The sequence below is a fragment of the Actinomadura sp. NAK00032 genome, assembly GCF_013364275.1.
Lineage (GTDB): Bacteria > Actinomycetota > Actinomycetes > Streptosporangiales > Streptosporangiaceae > Spirillospora.
Window position 1 is genome coordinate 1,464,683 of sequence record NZ_CP054932.1, and the last position, 14,391, is coordinate 1,479,073.

General features: G+C 73.1%; 13 protein-coding genes. 10 read left to right on the forward strand and 3 right to left on the reverse strand.

Going from position 1 to position 14,391, the window contains the following annotated elements:
• Nucleotides 1-94: 94 nt before the first annotated feature.
• On the reverse strand, nt 95-256 hold the full coding sequence (locus HUT06_RS06940) for a hypothetical protein (protein WP_176194951.1): 162 nt from the start codon (nt 254-256) through the stop codon (nt 95-97).
• Between the two features lie 112 nt (nt 257-368).
• Between HUT06_RS06940 and HUT06_RS06945 the strand changes: the two genes are divergently transcribed.
• From HUT06_RS06945 to HUT06_RS06985, 9 genes are all read left to right on the forward strand, one after another.
• Complete coding sequence (locus tag HUT06_RS06945; RefSeq protein ID WP_254715022.1) at nt 369-767, forward strand: hypothetical protein; 399 nt, start codon at nt 369-371, stop codon at nt 765-767.
• Between the two features lie 80 nt (nt 768-847).
• Nucleotides 848-2,887 (forward strand): DHA2 family efflux MFS transporter permease subunit, encoded by a 2,040-nt coding sequence (locus HUT06_RS06950; RefSeq protein WP_176194952.1) that lies wholly within the window; start codon nt 848-850, stop codon nt 2,885-2,887.
• 126 nt (nt 2,888-3,013) lie between these two features.
• On the forward strand, nt 3,014-4,147 hold the full coding sequence (locus tag HUT06_RS06955; RefSeq protein WP_176194953.1) for an acetyl-CoA C-acetyltransferase: 1,134 nt from the start codon (nt 3,014-3,016) through the stop codon (nt 4,145-4,147).
• 73 nt (nt 4,148-4,220) lie between these two features.
• Complete coding sequence (locus HUT06_RS06960; RefSeq protein ID WP_176194954.1) at nt 4,221-5,015, forward strand: enoyl-CoA hydratase/isomerase family protein; 795 nt, start codon at nt 4,221-4,223, stop codon at nt 5,013-5,015.
• A 56-nt stretch (nt 5,016-5,071) separates the two neighbouring features.
• The gene (locus HUT06_RS06965) at nt 5,072-5,866 is read left to right on the forward strand and encodes an SDR family NAD(P)-dependent oxidoreductase (RefSeq protein WP_176194955.1); all 795 of its coding nucleotides are present in this window, start codon (nt 5,072-5,074) and stop codon (nt 5,864-5,866) included.
• Between the two features lie 96 nt (nt 5,867-5,962).
• Complete coding sequence (locus HUT06_RS06970) at nt 5,963-7,375, forward strand: hypothetical protein (protein WP_176194956.1); 1,413 nt, start codon at nt 5,963-5,965, stop codon at nt 7,373-7,375.
• A 22-nt stretch (nt 7,376-7,397) separates the two neighbouring features.
• Nucleotides 7,398-8,261: a glutamate ABC transporter substrate-binding protein gene (locus tag HUT06_RS06975; RefSeq protein ID WP_176194957.1), complete on the forward strand. Its 864-nt coding sequence runs from the start codon at nt 7,398-7,400 to the stop codon at nt 8,259-8,261.
• 13 nt (nt 8,262-8,274) lie between these two features.
• Nucleotides 8,275-10,308 (forward strand): hypothetical protein, encoded by a 2,034-nt coding sequence (locus HUT06_RS06980; RefSeq protein ID WP_176194958.1) that lies wholly within the window; start codon nt 8,275-8,277, stop codon nt 10,306-10,308.
• Nucleotides 10,309-10,380: 72 nt separating this feature from the next.
• Nucleotides 10,381-11,208, forward strand: a complete 828-nt coding sequence (locus HUT06_RS06985; protein ID WP_176194959.1) for a maleylpyruvate isomerase family mycothiol-dependent enzyme — start codon at nt 10,381-10,383, stop codon at nt 11,206-11,208.
• Between the two features lie 203 nt (nt 11,209-11,411).
• Here the strand turns inward: HUT06_RS06985 and HUT06_RS06990 are convergent, their stop codons facing one another.
• Together HUT06_RS06990 and HUT06_RS06995 are read right to left on the reverse strand one after the other, a co-directional pair.
• Entirely contained in the window at nt 11,412-12,404 is a 993-nt protein-coding gene (locus HUT06_RS06990) for a S9 family peptidase (RefSeq protein WP_176194960.1), read from the reverse strand.
• The gene (locus HUT06_RS06995) at nt 12,401-13,321 is read right to left on the reverse strand and encodes a zinc-binding dehydrogenase (protein WP_176194961.1); all 921 of its coding nucleotides are present in this window, start codon (nt 13,319-13,321) and stop codon (nt 12,401-12,403) included. The genes HUT06_RS06990 and HUT06_RS06995 overlap by 4 nt, the downstream gene beginning before the upstream one ends.
• A gap of 89 nt (nt 13,322-13,410) precedes the next feature.
• Here HUT06_RS06995 and HUT06_RS07000 point away from each other — a divergent pair, with 89 nt between their 5' ends.
• A complete protein-coding gene (locus HUT06_RS07000; RefSeq protein WP_176194962.1) occupies nt 13,411-14,382 on the forward strand; it encodes a LysR family transcriptional regulator in 972 nt (323 codons plus the stop codon).
• The last annotated feature ends 9 nt before the right edge of the window (nt 14,383-14,391 follow it).

Sequence of the window (14,391 nt, forward strand, 5' to 3'; positions counted from 1 at the left end):
TCGCCGGGCGGGGCGTGAAGCCGGGTTTCGTCAGATATGACTCACCGCCGGGGGCGGAAGTTCGCACGGCCGCCGCAGATTTCCGCGCCGCGGCTCATCCGCGCAGGTGCTGCCCGTACAGCGCGAGCACGACCAGCACGAACACGATGATCACGGAGACGCGGGTGGGCATGGGCACGCGCATCCGCACCGCGGCCCAGCGCACGCAGAACGCGGCGAGCAGCGACACGACGACGAGGGCGATGATGCCTTCCATGGGTCACCTTCCGAGTGCCGGGGGGAGTGCCGCCTCCCAAGCACGATAGACGTGTAAGGCTTCAGTTACCCGCCGGTTCGGCCCGTGTGCCGCTACCGCTAATCTCGCCTTTGTGGCAGATGTGAAGGAAGTAGACGGCCGGGACAAGCTCGACGCCATGGCGACCAACCTGGCGCGCGGGCGGGTCGCCCTCGGGCTCGCGGCGTTCGCCGCGCCGAAGCTGACCGTGAAGCTGATGGGCATGGGCGGCGGCGCCGACCCGGGCCGCGACTACATGGTGCGGATGTTCGCCGCCAGGGAGCTCGCCCTCGGCGCCGGCTACCTGCTCAGCGGCGACTCCGGGCGCAAGCTGTGGGGACGGCTCGGGCTCGCCGTCGACTCGCTCGATCTCGTCAACGGGCTGAAGACGCGCGGGGCGCTGCCGCTGTGGGTCACCGCCGGGGCCGTGGGCGTCGCCGGCGCCGCCGCCGGGATCGGCGCGGCGAAGGCCGGCGGCGACCTCGTGCGCTGACGTTCCCGCAGGGGCCGGGTGATCCTGTCCGGCCCCTGGGTAGATGTCCCCCGCACGCGGATCTCGGCGGGGGGCGGGGCATGACGACGGCGAAGGACGAGGCGCGGGACGAGCGGGCCATGCCGAAGGGCCGCGACCTCTATGTGATCCTCGGCGCCCTCATGCTCGCCATGCTGCTGGCGGCGCTCGACCAGACGATCGTGTCCACGGCGCTGCCGACGATCGTCAGCGACCTCGGCGGGCTGAACCACCTGTCGTGGGTCGTGACGGCGTACCTGCTCGCCTCGACGGCCTCGACGCCGCTGTGGGGCAAGCTCGGCGACCAGTACGGGCGCAAGCGGCTGTTCCAGACGTCCATCGTCATCTTCCTGATCGGGTCGGCGCTGTGCGGCCTGTCCCAGGACATGTTCGAGCTGATCGTGTTCCGCGCCATTCAGGGGCTCGGCGGCGGCGGGCTGATGGTGCTCGTCGTCGCGATCGTCGGGGACGTGGTGCCGCCCCGCGAGCGCGGCCGGTACCAGGGGCTGTTCGGCGCGGTCTTCGGCGTGTCCAGCGTGTGCGGGCCGCTGCTCGGCGGCTGGTTCGTCGACAACCTGTCGTGGCGCTGGGTGTTCTACATCAACATCCCCATCGGCATCGTCGCGCTGATCGTGATCGCCGCCGTCCTGCACGCCTCGGGGGAGCGGGAGCGGCACCGCATCGACTACCTCGGGACGCTGCTGATCGTCGGCTGGGCGGTCGGGCTGGTGCTGATGACGACCTGGGGCGGGACGCAGTACGCCTGGTCGTCCGCGCCGATCATCGGGCTCGCCGTGGGGTCGGTGGCGCTGATCGTCGTGTGGCTGCTGGTGGAGCGGCGCGCGGCCGAGCCGATCATGCCGCCGGCGCTGCTGGCGAACCCGGTGTTCGCGCTGGGCGCGGCGATCAGCTTCGCGGTCGGCTTCGCGATGTTCGGCGCGCTGACGTTCCTGCCGATCTTCCTCCAGGTGGTGCACGGGGTGTCGCCGACGCTGTCGGGCGTCTACCTGCTGCCGATGATGCTCGGCATGCTGGTCAGCTCGATCGGCTCCGGGCAGCTGATCACCCACTTCGGCCGCTACAAGATCTATCCGGTGGTCGGCACGCCGCTCATCGCACTGGCGCTGTGGCTGTGCTCGGGGCTGAGCGAGAACTCGTCCACGCTGTCGATGAGCCTGCGGTTCGCGCTGCTCGGCTTCGGGCTGGGGCTGGTGCTGCAGGTGCTCGTCATCGCCGTCCAGAACGCGGTGTCGTACCAGGACCTGGGGTCGGCCACGTCCGGGGTCACGTTCTTCCGGCAGATCGGCGGGTCGTTCGGCGTCGCGGTGTTCGGGTCCATCTTCAGCAACCAGCTCGCCACGCACGTCGGCGATCTGGCGCGGGTCCTGCCGCCGGGGTTCGACCCTGCGGCCGTCCAGGGGAATCCCCAGCTGCTCGACCGGTTCCCAGGCGAGGTCAAGCAGGCCGTTCTGCACGCCTATGCGCAGTCGATCGACTCGGTGTTCCTGTGGGCCGTGCCAGTGGCGGCTGCCGCGTTCGTGCTGACGTGGTTCTTGCGCGAGGTCCCGTTGCGGGCGACGTCGCAGACGCACGACTACGGCGAGGGGTTCGGTGCGGCGCCGACCGTCCGTTCGTCCAGGCACGAGATAGAGCGCGCCTTGAGCGAACTCATGCGCAAGGACCCGAAGGCGGCCGAACTCTACGACCGGCTGGCCCTGCTGTGCGGGGTGGACCTGCCGGCGGGCAGCGTATGGGCGCTGTGCCGCATCGCCAAGGACGGCACAGTCGGACGGCAGGAACTCGCCGACCGGGCTGGGGTCACGATGGAGCACGGCCGCCCGTACGTCGACCGGCTGGTCGCCGCCGGGTACGTCGAGCGGAGCGACACGACCCTCGCCATCACCACATCCGGCCAGGCCGTCGCCGAGCGCCTCTTCGCCGCCCGCCGCGCGGGCCTCGCCCGGCACGTGGACGGCTGGGCGCCCGAGGAGCACCCGGAGCTGGCCGACCTGCTGACGCGGCTGGCGCACGCGTCCGTCGGCGACGACGAGGACGGCGAGATTTTGCGCCGCCCGCCGGCCGCCGCCGTCCGCGAGGCCTAGCCACGGGCGGCGGCGCGGGACCGGAGACTCAGCTCACATGGCGTTGCGCCATGATGGATGTAATCTCATACTGACTAACCGAATCTCACTCGGTTTCGGGACGGAACCCCACAACTTGGAGGCGCAGTGGCCGAGGCGTACATCGTCGGCGCGGTCCGTACCCCCGTCGGTACCAAGAAGGGCGCACTGAAGGACGTCCACCCCGCCGACCTCGGGGCCCACGTGCTCAAGGAGCTCGTGAACCGCACCGGCGTCGACCCTTCCGCGGTCGAGGACAACATCATGGGCTGCGTCATGCAGGTCGGCCCGCAGGCCCTGGACGTCGCGCGCACCGCGTGGCTGTCGGCCGGGCTGCCGGACACCGTGCCCGGCGTGACCATCGACCGCCAGTGCGGGTCGTCCCAGCAGGCGATCCACTTCGCCGCGCAGGGCGTCCTGTCCGGCACCCAGGACCTGGTCGTCGCCTCCGGCGTCGAGCAGATGGCCAAGGTGCCGATGGGCTCCAGCATCGTCCAGGGGATGGACTTCCCGTACGGCGAGGGCTGGGCCGAGCGCTACGGCATGCAGGAGATCTCCCAGTTCCGCGGCGCCGAGCTGATGGCCGAGAAGTGGGGCCTCACCCGCGAGGACCTGGAGAAGTTCGCGCTGGAGAGCCACCAGCGCGCCGCCAAGGCCATCGAGGCCGGCTACTTCGACCGGGAGATCGCGCCGCTCGCCGGTCTTTCCAAGGACGAGGGCGCCCGCCCCGACACCACGCTGGAGAAGATGGCGGGGCTGAACGTCCTGCGCGAGGGCGGCGTGATCACCGCGGCCGTCGCCTCGCAGATCTCCATCGGCGCGTCCGCGCTGCTCATCGCCTCCGAGGAGGCCGTCAAGCGGCACAACCTGACCCCGCGCGCCCGCATCCACACCCTCGCGGTGTGCGGCTCGGACCCGGTCTACATGCTGACCGGCCCGATCCCGGCGACCGAGAAGGCCCTCGCCAAGTCCGGCCTGAAGATCGACGACATCGACGTCTTCGAGGTCAACGAGGCGTTCGCCCCGGTCCCGATGGCGTGGGCGGCCGACACCGGCGCCTCGCTGGACAAGACCAACCCCAACGGCGGCGCCATCGCGCTCGGCCACCCGCTCGGCGCCACCGGCGGCGTGCTGATGACCAAGCTCCTGCACGAGCTGGAGCGCACCGGCGGCCGCTACGGCCTGCAGACCATGTGCGAGGGCGGCGGCCAGGCCAACGCCACCATCATCGAGCGTCTCTGACGATCTCGCCGCGTAGTCTGCCCCTGGAGCCCCGCTCCGGGGGCAGACGCCGTTCCCGACCGGGATGAGGGGCATGTACGAGACGATCATCTACACGGCGGACGAGCGGATCGCGCGGATCACGCTGAACCGGCCGGAGGCGCGCAACTCGCTCAGCGATCAGATGATCGACGAGCTGCTCGACGCGTTCGACCGGGCGAAGGCGGATTCCGGCGTCCGGGTGATCGTCCTGACCGGCGCCGGCGACCGGGCCTTCTGCGCGGGCGCCGACCTCGGCGGCCTCGGCCGGGCCCAGGCGGACGGCCGCTCGGTCGCCGACGCCTCCGCCGTCCGCGAGAGCGCGCCGTTCCGCCTGTTCACGGCGTTCCCCAAGCTCGGCAAGCCGATCATCGCGCGGCTCGCCGGGCACGCCGTCGCGGGCGGGCTCGGCCTGGCCGCCGCCTGCGACCTGGTGATCGCCGCCGATGACGTCAAACTCGCCACCCCCGAGGTCAACGTCGGGCTCTGGCCCATGATGATCATGGCGATCATCAACCGGAACGTCGCGCCCAAGCACGCGTTCAAGCTCTACTACACCGGCGCCCGCGTCACCGCCGCCGAGGGCCGCGACATCGGGCTGGTCACCGAGGTCGTCCCGCGCGCCGAGCTGGACGCCCGGGTGGACGAGCTGGCCCGCACCATCGCGTCCAAGAGCCCCCTCGGCCTGCGCCGGGGCCGCGACGCCTTCTTCGCGATCGAGGGCCGCCCGCTGGAGGACCAGGTGGCCCACCTGCTGGGCGAACTGGTCGAGCTGGCCGCCACGGAGGACGCCAAGGAGGGCATCACGGCCTTCCTGGAGAACCGCTCCCCGGACTTCCGGGGCCGCTGACCCCCGGAGCGCGCGAGACCGCCGACTGTCGGAGGCGGTGCCTAGGGTCGCCTCCCATGGACCTTCGACTTTCGGGACGGCGGGCACTGGTCACGGCGAGCAGCGGCGGCATCGGGGCGGCGGTGGCCGCGCGGCTGGCCGCCGAGGGCTGCGCGGTGCTGGTCCACGGCCGGGACGAGGGCCGCGCGACGGAGGTCGCCGACGCCGTGCGCGCCACCGGCGGGGAGGCCGGGGTGGTGCTGGGCGACCTCACCGACGACGCGGCCGCCGCCGAGGTGGCCGAGCAGGCCCGGCAGTGGGGCGTGGACGTCCTGGTCAACAACGCCGGTCCGGTCGCCGAGCACGACTGGGACACCGCCGACCCCTCGATCTGGCTCGACACCGTCAACGGCAACGTCGTCTCGGCGGTGCGGCTGATCCGCGTCCTCGCACCGCCGATGCGCGAGCGCGGCTGGGGGCGCATCGTCAACGTCGGGAGCCGCGGCGCGACCACGCCCCAGCCGAACCTCGTCGACTACTCCGCCGCGAAGGCCGCCGTGGTCAACATGACCACCAGCCTCGCCCGGCACCTCGCCGGGTCCGGCGTCACGGCGAACACCGTCAGCCCCGGAGTGGTCGTCACCGCCGGCATGCGGAAGCTGTTCGAGGACCGGGCGGCGGCGCAGGGCCGTCCCGCCACGTGGGACGAGCTGGAACCGGAGATCCTCGCCGACTACGCGGCCAACCCCAGCGGGCGGCTCGGCACCGAGGACGACATCGCCGCCGCCGTCGCCTTTCTCGCCAGCCCGCTGGCCGGCTACATCAACGGCATCGACCTGCGCGTGGACGGCGGTATCACCGGCGTGCCGTAAGGCGCCGGTGACTGTCCGGGTGTGGCAGCACCCTTGCCGTGCTCATGATCGTTCCCCGACACTGGGAGGCCGCCCCCCGAAGGAGAGCTACCGAGCGTGCGTCCCAAGCTTCCCGGCCTCCGCACCGTCGCGGGCCGCGTCCTGGCCCTGTCCGCCCTGGCGCTGGTGGCGCTCGGCGTCCTGGTCGCCGCGCTGACCACCGGAGCCGGGCACGCCCGCGACGGGCTCCAGGCGCTCGGGCACCGGGAAGGCCCGATGGTCGTCGCCACCAGCGACATGTACCTCGCGCTCAGCGACATGGACGCGCAGGTCACCAACGTGCTGCTGACCGGCGGCGAGGACGGCTGGCTCTGCGACCCCGAAGACGCGGCCAGCGCCTGCGAGCGCAGCGGCGAGCGGCAGGCCTACGACATCCGGCGCGAGGACGCCCAGTCGGCCGCGCTGCAGGCGGCCCTGCTCGCGGGGGGCGAGGACAAGCGGCAGCAGACCGTCCAGTCGGTGCTGGACGGCCTGCACACCTACGACCAGCACGTCCAGGCGGCGATGGAGGCCGGGCGGCGGCGCGCGGCCCCGACCGCCGCGCTGCCGCCGGAGGGCGTCCGGCAGTACCGGGCCGCGACCGAGCTGATGACGCGGGACCTGCTGCCGAAGGCCTACAACCTCACGCTGGACGGCGCGGCGGACGTCGACACCGCCTACCGGGACGAGCACGCCGCCGTCAGCGCGGGCCGGTACCTGGTCCTCGGCGCCGGGATCGCGCTCCTCGCCGCGCTGGGCGCCCTCCAGGTGTACCTGGCGCGGCGGTTCCGGCGGCTGCTCAGCCTGCCGCTCGCCGCCGCGCTCGCCGGGGCGCTGGTGCTGACGGTCGCGGGCGCGTCGCTGCTGGCCACCGAGGCCGACCACCTGCGGGCGGCGAAGGCGTCGGGCTTCGACCCCGTCCTGACCCTCACGCGCGCCCGCGCGATCGGCAAGGGCCTCGACACCGACCGGGCCCGCCAGCTCCTCGACCCCGGCCAGGCCGACCGCTACGACCAGATGTATCTGGAGAAGTCCCAGACGATCCTCTACATCAGCGGCGCGACGAGCCTCGCCGCCTACTACCGCGAACTCGACGACCTGCTGGCCGGAAGCAAGCGGACCGTCGACTTCGGCGGGTTCTACGGCACCCGCGCCCGCAGCACCGCCGACACCCGCGCGCTCCTGGACAGCTACCGCAAGTACCAGGACCACGACCGCGCCGTCCGCATCCTCGCCGAGGCAGGCCAGCGCGCCGCCGCCGTCCGCGTCCATCTGGACCCGCGCTGGGCGCCCCTGCCCCACCCCGTGTTCCGGGCGCACGACCAGGAGCTGGACGCCCGGATCAGCCACCACGACTTCCTCCGCACGCGCGGCGTGGCCGACGGCGACAAGGCCCTGGAGCCGTGGGACTGGCTGCCGGTCGCCGCGGCGCTGGCCCTCGCCGCGCTCATCGTGGCCGGCGTCTGGCCGCGCCTGTCGGAATACCGCTGACACCGAAAGACGGGAGCCCTCCGTGCATGCCGCCCGCAGCACGCTCACCTTCGCCGCGACGGCCGCCCTCGCCGGGCTGTCCGCGCTGATCCTGGCGGCGACCGTGGTGGCGGCGCCGCTGGTGGACGGCGCCGACGAGCCGCCGTCCATCACCGACCGGGACACCCTGGTCATCGGGGTCAACGACGACCGTCCGGGCCTCGCCCTGAAAGCCCCGGACGGCTCGCTGAAGGGCTTCGACATCGACGTCGCGACCTACGTCGCCGGACAGCTCGACGTCGCGCCGAAGGACCTGACGTTCAAGCCGCTGGCCTCGAACGAGCGCGAGAGCGCCCTGCGCCGGGGCACGGTCGACATGGTGATCGCGACCTACTCGATCACGCCCGAACGCAAGGACAAGGTCACCTTCGCCGGGCCGTACTACGTCGCGCACCAGGACATCCTCGTCCGGCAGGGCGACCGCACCATCAAGGGCGTGCGCGACCTGCGCGGCAAGAAGCTCTGCCAGGTCTCCGGGTCGAACTCCTGGCGGCGGGTGACCGAGGAGCGCAGGGTCCTCGCCGAGCTCGTCTCGGCGGGCTCCTACGCCGAGTGCGTGAAGTCCCTGACCGCCGGACGGCTGGACGCCGTCTCCACCGACGACCTGATCCTCGCCGGGTACGCGGCGCTTCCCCGCTCCGGCGTCACCGTGGTGAACGCGCCGTTCTCCGACGAGCGCTACGGCATCGGCCTGCGCAAGGGCGACGTGAGCGGCTGCCGCGAGGTCAACCGCATCCTGACCGGCATGTACCAGAACGGCGCCGCCGAGACGCTCCTCGACCAGTGGTTCGCCACGTCCGGGTTGAACATCGCCATCACCGTCCCCCAGTTCGAGGGCTGCACCTGAGAACGCCGCCGCGATGACCGATCCTGACCCCGACCCGCGGTTCGGGGAGCTGAGCGCGGCCGAACGCGGGCTCATCGAAGCCGCCGCCACCGGCGCCCGGGCCGACGTCCGGGCCGCCGGGACGGACGCCGACCGCCAGGTGCGCGCCGCCCTGCTGGCCGAGCTGCTGACGGGCGAGCGGGCACCGGAGGGTGGGCGGCCGAGGGCGCTGAAGCTGCGCGGGGCGCGCATCGCGGGCGCGCTCGACCTGGAGGCGGCCGAGCTGGCGTGCCCGCTGCTGCTGGCCGACTGCCACTTCGACGAGCCGCTCGTCCTCAGCGAGGCGACCGCGCCGTCCGTGCGCCTGCCCGGCTGTCGCGTTCCGGCGCTCATCGCCGACCAGCTGCGGACGACCGGCAACCTGGAGCTGAACCGGGGCTTTACGACCGAGCGAATCCGCCTCGCGGGAGCCGACATCGGCGGGACGGTCGATCTGAGCGATGCCGTCTTGCGCGCCCCAGGCACCCCTTCCCTGGTCGCCGATGGGCTTACGGTCGCGCGAGACATGCTCTGCCGGAACCTCACCGTCCACGGCGAGGTGCATCTGCGCGGGGCTGCCATCAACGGCACCTTGGCGTTGGACGGCGCCCACCTGGACGCACCCGGAGCCGCCGCGCTGGCCGCCGCCCGACTCACGGTCGGGCACGACGCCTTCTGCCGCGACCTGTCCGCCAACGGGGAAGTGCGGCTCCCGGGTACGCGCATCGGCGGCAGGCTCGATCTGACCCGCGCGCACCTGGCCAACCCTGGCGCCGACGCGCTCACCGCCGACCGCCTGGCCGTGGACGACGGTGTGCTGGCCGAGGGCCTGACGGCCGACGGGGAGATCCGGCTCACCGGCGCCCGCATCGACGGGACGCTGGTCCTGGCGGGCGCCCGCCTGACCAACCCCGGCGCGCGGGCGCTGAGCGGCGAAGGGCTCGTCGTCGACCAGGACGTGCACGCGACCGGCGGCTTCCGTGCCGAGGGCGAGGTCCAGCTCGTCCGCGCCCGGATCGGCGGCGCGCTGAACCTGGACGACGCCGTGCTCGCCGACCCCGACGGCCAGGCGCTGACCGCTGACGCGCTCACCGTCGAGCAGTCCGTGTACGGCCGCCGCCTGTCGGCCGAGGGGGAGGTCCGCCTCGTCGGGGCCAGGATCGGCGGAGTGGCCGACTTCAGCGGGGCGCGGCTCGCCAACCCCGGACGCCGCGCGCTGTACGCGGTGCGGCTCAGCGTCGACGGCGACCTGATGTGCCGCCGAGGGTTCACCGCCGAAGGCGGGCTCCAGCTCTCCGGCGCCCGCGTGGGCGGCCACATCGAACTGGCCGACGCCGTCCTCACCAGGCCCCGCCGCCAGGCGCTCGACCTGGGCTACGCGACGGCGCAGGCGCTCATCCTCCGGCCCCGGCAAGCCCCCGAAGGGCTCATCAACCTCACCGGTACGCAGGTCGGAATCTACGAGGACGACCACCGGACATGGCCCGCCACGCTCCTGCTGCAAGGCTTCACTTACGACACGCTGACCGGTGAGGCGGACGTCCGGTCGCGGCTGCGCTGGGCGTCCCGCCATCGTGGCGGCTACACCCCGCAGATCTACGACCAGCTCGCCGCCGCCTACCGGCGCACCGGCCACGAGAGGACCGCCCGGCAGGTCGCCATCGCCAAGCAGTGGCGCCGCCGCACGGTGCTGAGGGCGCCCGGCAAGCTGGCGAACTGGCTGCTGTACCTGACCGTCGGCTACGGCTACCGCACCTGGCTGGCCGCCCTCTGGCTGGCCGCCCTCCTCGTGCTCGGCACCCAGGTCTTCGACCCCGATCAGATGACGAAGGCCGCGACGACCGCTCCGTCCTTCAGCGCCCTCGGATACACCCTCGACGTGCTGCTGCCCATCGGAGACCTCGGCCAGCAGAAGGCATGGCAGCCCGGCGGCGCGGCCCAGTACTGGTCGTGGGCCTTCACGGCGGCCGGCTGGATCCTGGGCACCGCCGTGGTCGCCGGTCTGACCGGCGTCCTCAAACGCGACTGACGGCGGAAGGCCCGGCCCCGGTCGCCCGAAAAACCGCAGGAAGAACGGGACCGGCGTCGGTAGGGTCGCGGCATGATCTTCGGACCGGCCGTCGACGTCCGTCCCCTGTTCCCGCGCGAGCGGCAGGCCATGCTCGACCTGCTCCGGGCCCTGACACCCGCCGAGTGGGCCACGCCGACGGTGTGCCCCGGCTGGGACGTCCACGACGTCGTCAGTCACGTCCTCAACGACTACATGCGGCGCCTGTCCGGCAGCCGCGACGGGTACGGCGGCGCGGTGTTCGCCGATGACGAGACGCTTCCCGGCTACCTGGCGCGCACCAACGACGAGTTCGTCCGGGCGTCCCGGCAGCTGAGCCCGCAGCTGATGATCGAGCTGCTGGACGATCTGGGGCCGCGACTGGACGCCATGTGGGCGTCCCGAGACCTCCATGCCGCCGCCGACCTGAACGTCTCCTGGGCCGCCGACGACGTAGACAGCCCGGCCTGGCTGGACATCGGCCGCGAATACACCGAGTTCTGGGTCCACCAGCAGCAGGTGCGCGACGCGGTCTCCGCACCGGGCGCCCTGGAACCCGATCTCATGGCCCCAGTGCTCGACCTCTTCGCGCGGGGCCTGCCGCATGCCCTGCGCATGCACGACCGTCCCGAAGGCAGCACGGCCCACTTGGAAGTGCTCGGCCCGGCGGGTGGCCGGTGGACCGTGGCTCGGCAGGACGGGCGATGGCGGATGGCCGAGCCCCACGGCGAGCCGTCCGCACACGTCTCCATGGACCAGGACGCCTTCTGGCGGCTGGCGACCAGGGGCATCACCGTGGATCAGGCCCGCGAGCGCTCGACGGCGTCCGGCGACGCCGACCTCACCGCGTCCATCACGGCCCTGCTCGCGGTCATCGCCTAACCCGCCTGGGACGCACGCATGCGCATCGGTGTGATCGGGCTGAGCAGAGGGCTGCACCTGGCGGTCTGGGCCCGGCGGCTAGGCATGGAAGTGGCGGCCGCCTGTGACAGCGACACCGTGCGACGGGAGGCCGCCCGCCCAGAACTGCCCGGCGTGATCCACCCAGAACGTCCCGTCCCGGATGGTCTTCCTGGTGAAGCGGTTCATTCGGGTACTCCGATCAGGGCGTGGGCGATGTGGTCGCCAAGGTGGGGCAGCCAGTCGGGCCGTGCGTTGCCGAGCAGGTGGTCGCCGTGCGGGACGGACAGGTAGGTGCCGTGCGGCGCGAGACGGGCCAGCGGCTCCCCGTTCGTCACGCCGGGGATGACGTCCTGTTCCCCGTCCACGACGAGCAGCGGGGCGGTGACGCGGGGTGCGAGGTCTGTCAGGTCCACCTGGCGGGCGAACTCGCTGGCCGCGCCGGGGCCGCCGGTGCGTCCGGCCATGATGTCCCTCACCGGTGGCGGCAGTTCGTCCCAGTCGAGGCGGAAGGGGCCGCTGACGGTGGCGACCGCCGCCACGCGCGGTTCCAGCGCCGCCGTGCGCGCGGCGAAGTAGCCGCCCAGGCTGAGGCCGACGAGCCCGACGCGGGCGACGCCGAGGGCGTCGATGACCCGGCCGACGACCTGCTCGTAGTCCGGTCTGAGGGGCGTCGTGGCCGCGAGTGCGCCCTGCCCGGGGCCGTCCATCGCGAACACCGCCAGTCCTCTGGCCAGCAGCGCGGCCGTCAGGTCGAGGAACTCTTCCTTGGCCGAGTCCAGGCCGGGGACGACGACCACGGTGGCGGGCGCGTCGGCGGGGCCGCGCAGCCAGCCGGTGAATTCCTCGCCGCCCACCCGTCGGCCGCTGGGCTCCAGCAGCGTGATCGCCCTGCTCAGGGCACGGTCCGCGGCGGCGGCGGCACGGGCGGCCTCCGGGTACGGCGCCAGGGTGGCCAGGTGGAACCACCGGGCCGCCATCAGCAGGTGCTCGCCCGCGGAGACGGGCGAGTCCGCTTCCTCCGCGCGCTGGAGGTGGGCGTGCCCGGTGCGCGTGAAGGCCGGGCCCCAGTCGGCGACGGAGGCGAGGCCATCGGTGACGCGACGGTACTCGTGGGGGTCGACGCCCGCGCCGGTGGCGCGCGTCCACTGCGCGGCGGCGAACTCGGTGACGCTCACATCGCTCCTTCGGTCAGCAGGGCGGCCTTGCCGCGTATCCGGCGCTCGCGGAGGTCGACCAGGGTGGCGGCGGTCTCGGTCCAGTCGGCGGTCCGGCCGATCTCCGGGTGCAGCCGGTCCTGTTCCACCAGGCGCACCAGGGCCGCGAGGTCGCAGCCGTAGGGTGCGCCGGCGTAGTGGAAGTGCTGGATGGCGACCCGCTCGGGTCCGTTCAGGAGATCGAAGAAGTCGAGGGTCGCCGGGGTGTGGCTCGCCTGCCCGAACCAGACGAGCAGCCCGCCCGGACGCACCTTGGACAGGGCGGCCGGCAGTGCCGGGCCGCCCGTCGACTCCAGGACGACGTCGAACGGCCCCCGGGCCGCCGCGACGGCGTGCACCACCAGCGCGCCCATCTCCGCGAGCCGCTCGCCGCGCACCGGCGTGGCCGTCACCGCGGTCAGTTCGGCTCCCGCTCCGACGGCCAGTTCCGCGACGTAGTGGCCGACCCCGCCCGAGGCACCGGTCAGCAGCACCCGCCGTCCCGCCAGGGAACCGGCCGTGCGCAGCAGCCGCAGGGCGGTGATCCCGGCCAGCGGCAGGGCGGCCGCCCGGACGCCGTCGACGCCGTCCGGCAGCACCGCGAGCGAGTGCGTGGGAACGGCGGCGTACTCGGCCCAGCCGCCCTGCCCCGGATGCCCGACCACGCGGGCGCCCGCGCGGGGGCCCGAGCCGTCGGCCGCGGCCTGCACGACGAGCCCCGCGATGTCCTTGCCGGGCAGCAGCCCCGCCCGCGGGTTCTCCAGGAGGAACGTCTCGCCCCGGTTCGGCGCGAACGCCTCGACCCTGACCAGTGCCTCACCGGGCTCCGGGACGGGCTGGGGAGCCTCGGCGAAGGCGACCGGCCGCGCCGCGTCCCCCGTCGGAATCAGTCTTCGCATGCCGCGAATGCAACCCCCGCGGCCGCCCCGTGATCCAACAACGGCCGGAAGTATCCGACAACTTTCGGTTGTCACCTATGGTGAGGGCCATGGACCTCGACCTGGCGCAGGTACGTGCCTTCGTCCGCGCCGCCGAGGAACTGCACTTCGGACGGGCCGCCGGGACGCTCGCCATCTCCCAGCAGGCACTGTCCAAACGGATCGCGCGGCTGGAATCGCTGCTCGGGACGCGGCTGTTCCAGCGCGGCGGCAACGGGATGCTCCTCACCGAGGCCGGACGGCGGTTCCTCCGGCCGGCCCGGCAGACCCTCGCCGCCGCGGATGCCGCCGTCGCCGCTGCCATCGGGACGGACCGTCCGCTGCGCGTCGACGTCTGGGGCCACCTCTACGCGCCGATGCGGACGCTGGCCCAGGTCGCCGGGCCGGCCGGGAACCTGGAGTTGGGCCACGGCCGTGATCTGCCGTCGGTGGCGGCGGCCCTGCTGCACGGCGACATCGACGCCGCCTTCGGCCGCGTCCACCCTCCGCTGCACGCCGGGCTGGCGCACCGCCTCGTCCGCCTCGAACCGGTGGACGCCGTACTGAGCACCGGCCACCCGCTCGCCGCCGAACCGGCGCTGCGACCGGACCAGCTGTGCGGCAGCGTGCTGTGGGCGCCCGGCGCGCTGGACCGGCTCGACTTCCTCCACCAGTTCGCCGACCGGTTCGACATCCAGGACAGGGCCGCGAGCATCAACCTGGGCCCCGTCCACTTCCTCACCGAAGTCGCCGCCGACCCGCGACGCTTCTCGCTGCTGCCCGCCGACGTGCCCCTGCCGGAGATCCCCGGGCTGGCGTCCGTCCCGCTGGTCGACCCGACGCTGCTGTACGCCTGGTCGCTGCTGTGGCGCACCGGCAACGGCCACCCGGGCTTGGACGGCCTCACCGCCGCCTGCGCCGCGGAAGCCGGACGGAGCCGATGGCTGGAATACGACCCGACCCGCGACTGGCTCCCCGAACCCCCAACGAACCGTCCCCCTCCGGCACCGGGAACGAACGCCATTGAGCACACCGCCCCCTGAGTCGGCACC

Bases quoted from the DNA above. Each gene is read 5' to 3' on its own strand.
- HUT06_RS06940 (WP_176194951.1), bottom strand. From the start codon at position 256: ATGGAAGGCATCATCGCCCTCGTCGTCGTGTCGCTGCTCGCCGCGTTC.
- HUT06_RS06950 (WP_176194952.1), top strand. From the start codon at position 848: ATGACGACGGCGAAGGACGAGGCGCGGGACGAGCGGGCCATGCCGAAG.
- HUT06_RS06960 (WP_176194954.1), top strand. From the start codon at position 4,221: ATGTACGAGACGATCATCTACACGGCGGACGAGCGGATCGCGCGGATC.
- HUT06_RS06965 (WP_176194955.1), top strand. From the start codon at position 5,072: ATGGACCTTCGACTTTCGGGACGGCGGGCACTGGTCACGGCGAGCAGC.
- HUT06_RS06980 (WP_176194958.1), top strand. From the start codon at position 8,275: ATGACCGATCCTGACCCCGACCCGCGGTTCGGGGAGCTGAGCGCGGCC.
- HUT06_RS06985 (WP_176194959.1), top strand. From the start codon at position 10,381: ATGATCTTCGGACCGGCCGTCGACGTCCGTCCCCTGTTCCCGCGCGAG.
- HUT06_RS06995 (WP_176194961.1), bottom strand. From the start codon at position 13,321: ATGCGAAGACTGATTCCGACGGGGGACGCGGCGCGGCCGGTCGCCTTC.
- HUT06_RS07000 (WP_176194962.1), top strand. From the start codon at position 13,411: ATGGACCTCGACCTGGCGCAGGTACGTGCCTTCGTCCGCGCCGCCGAG.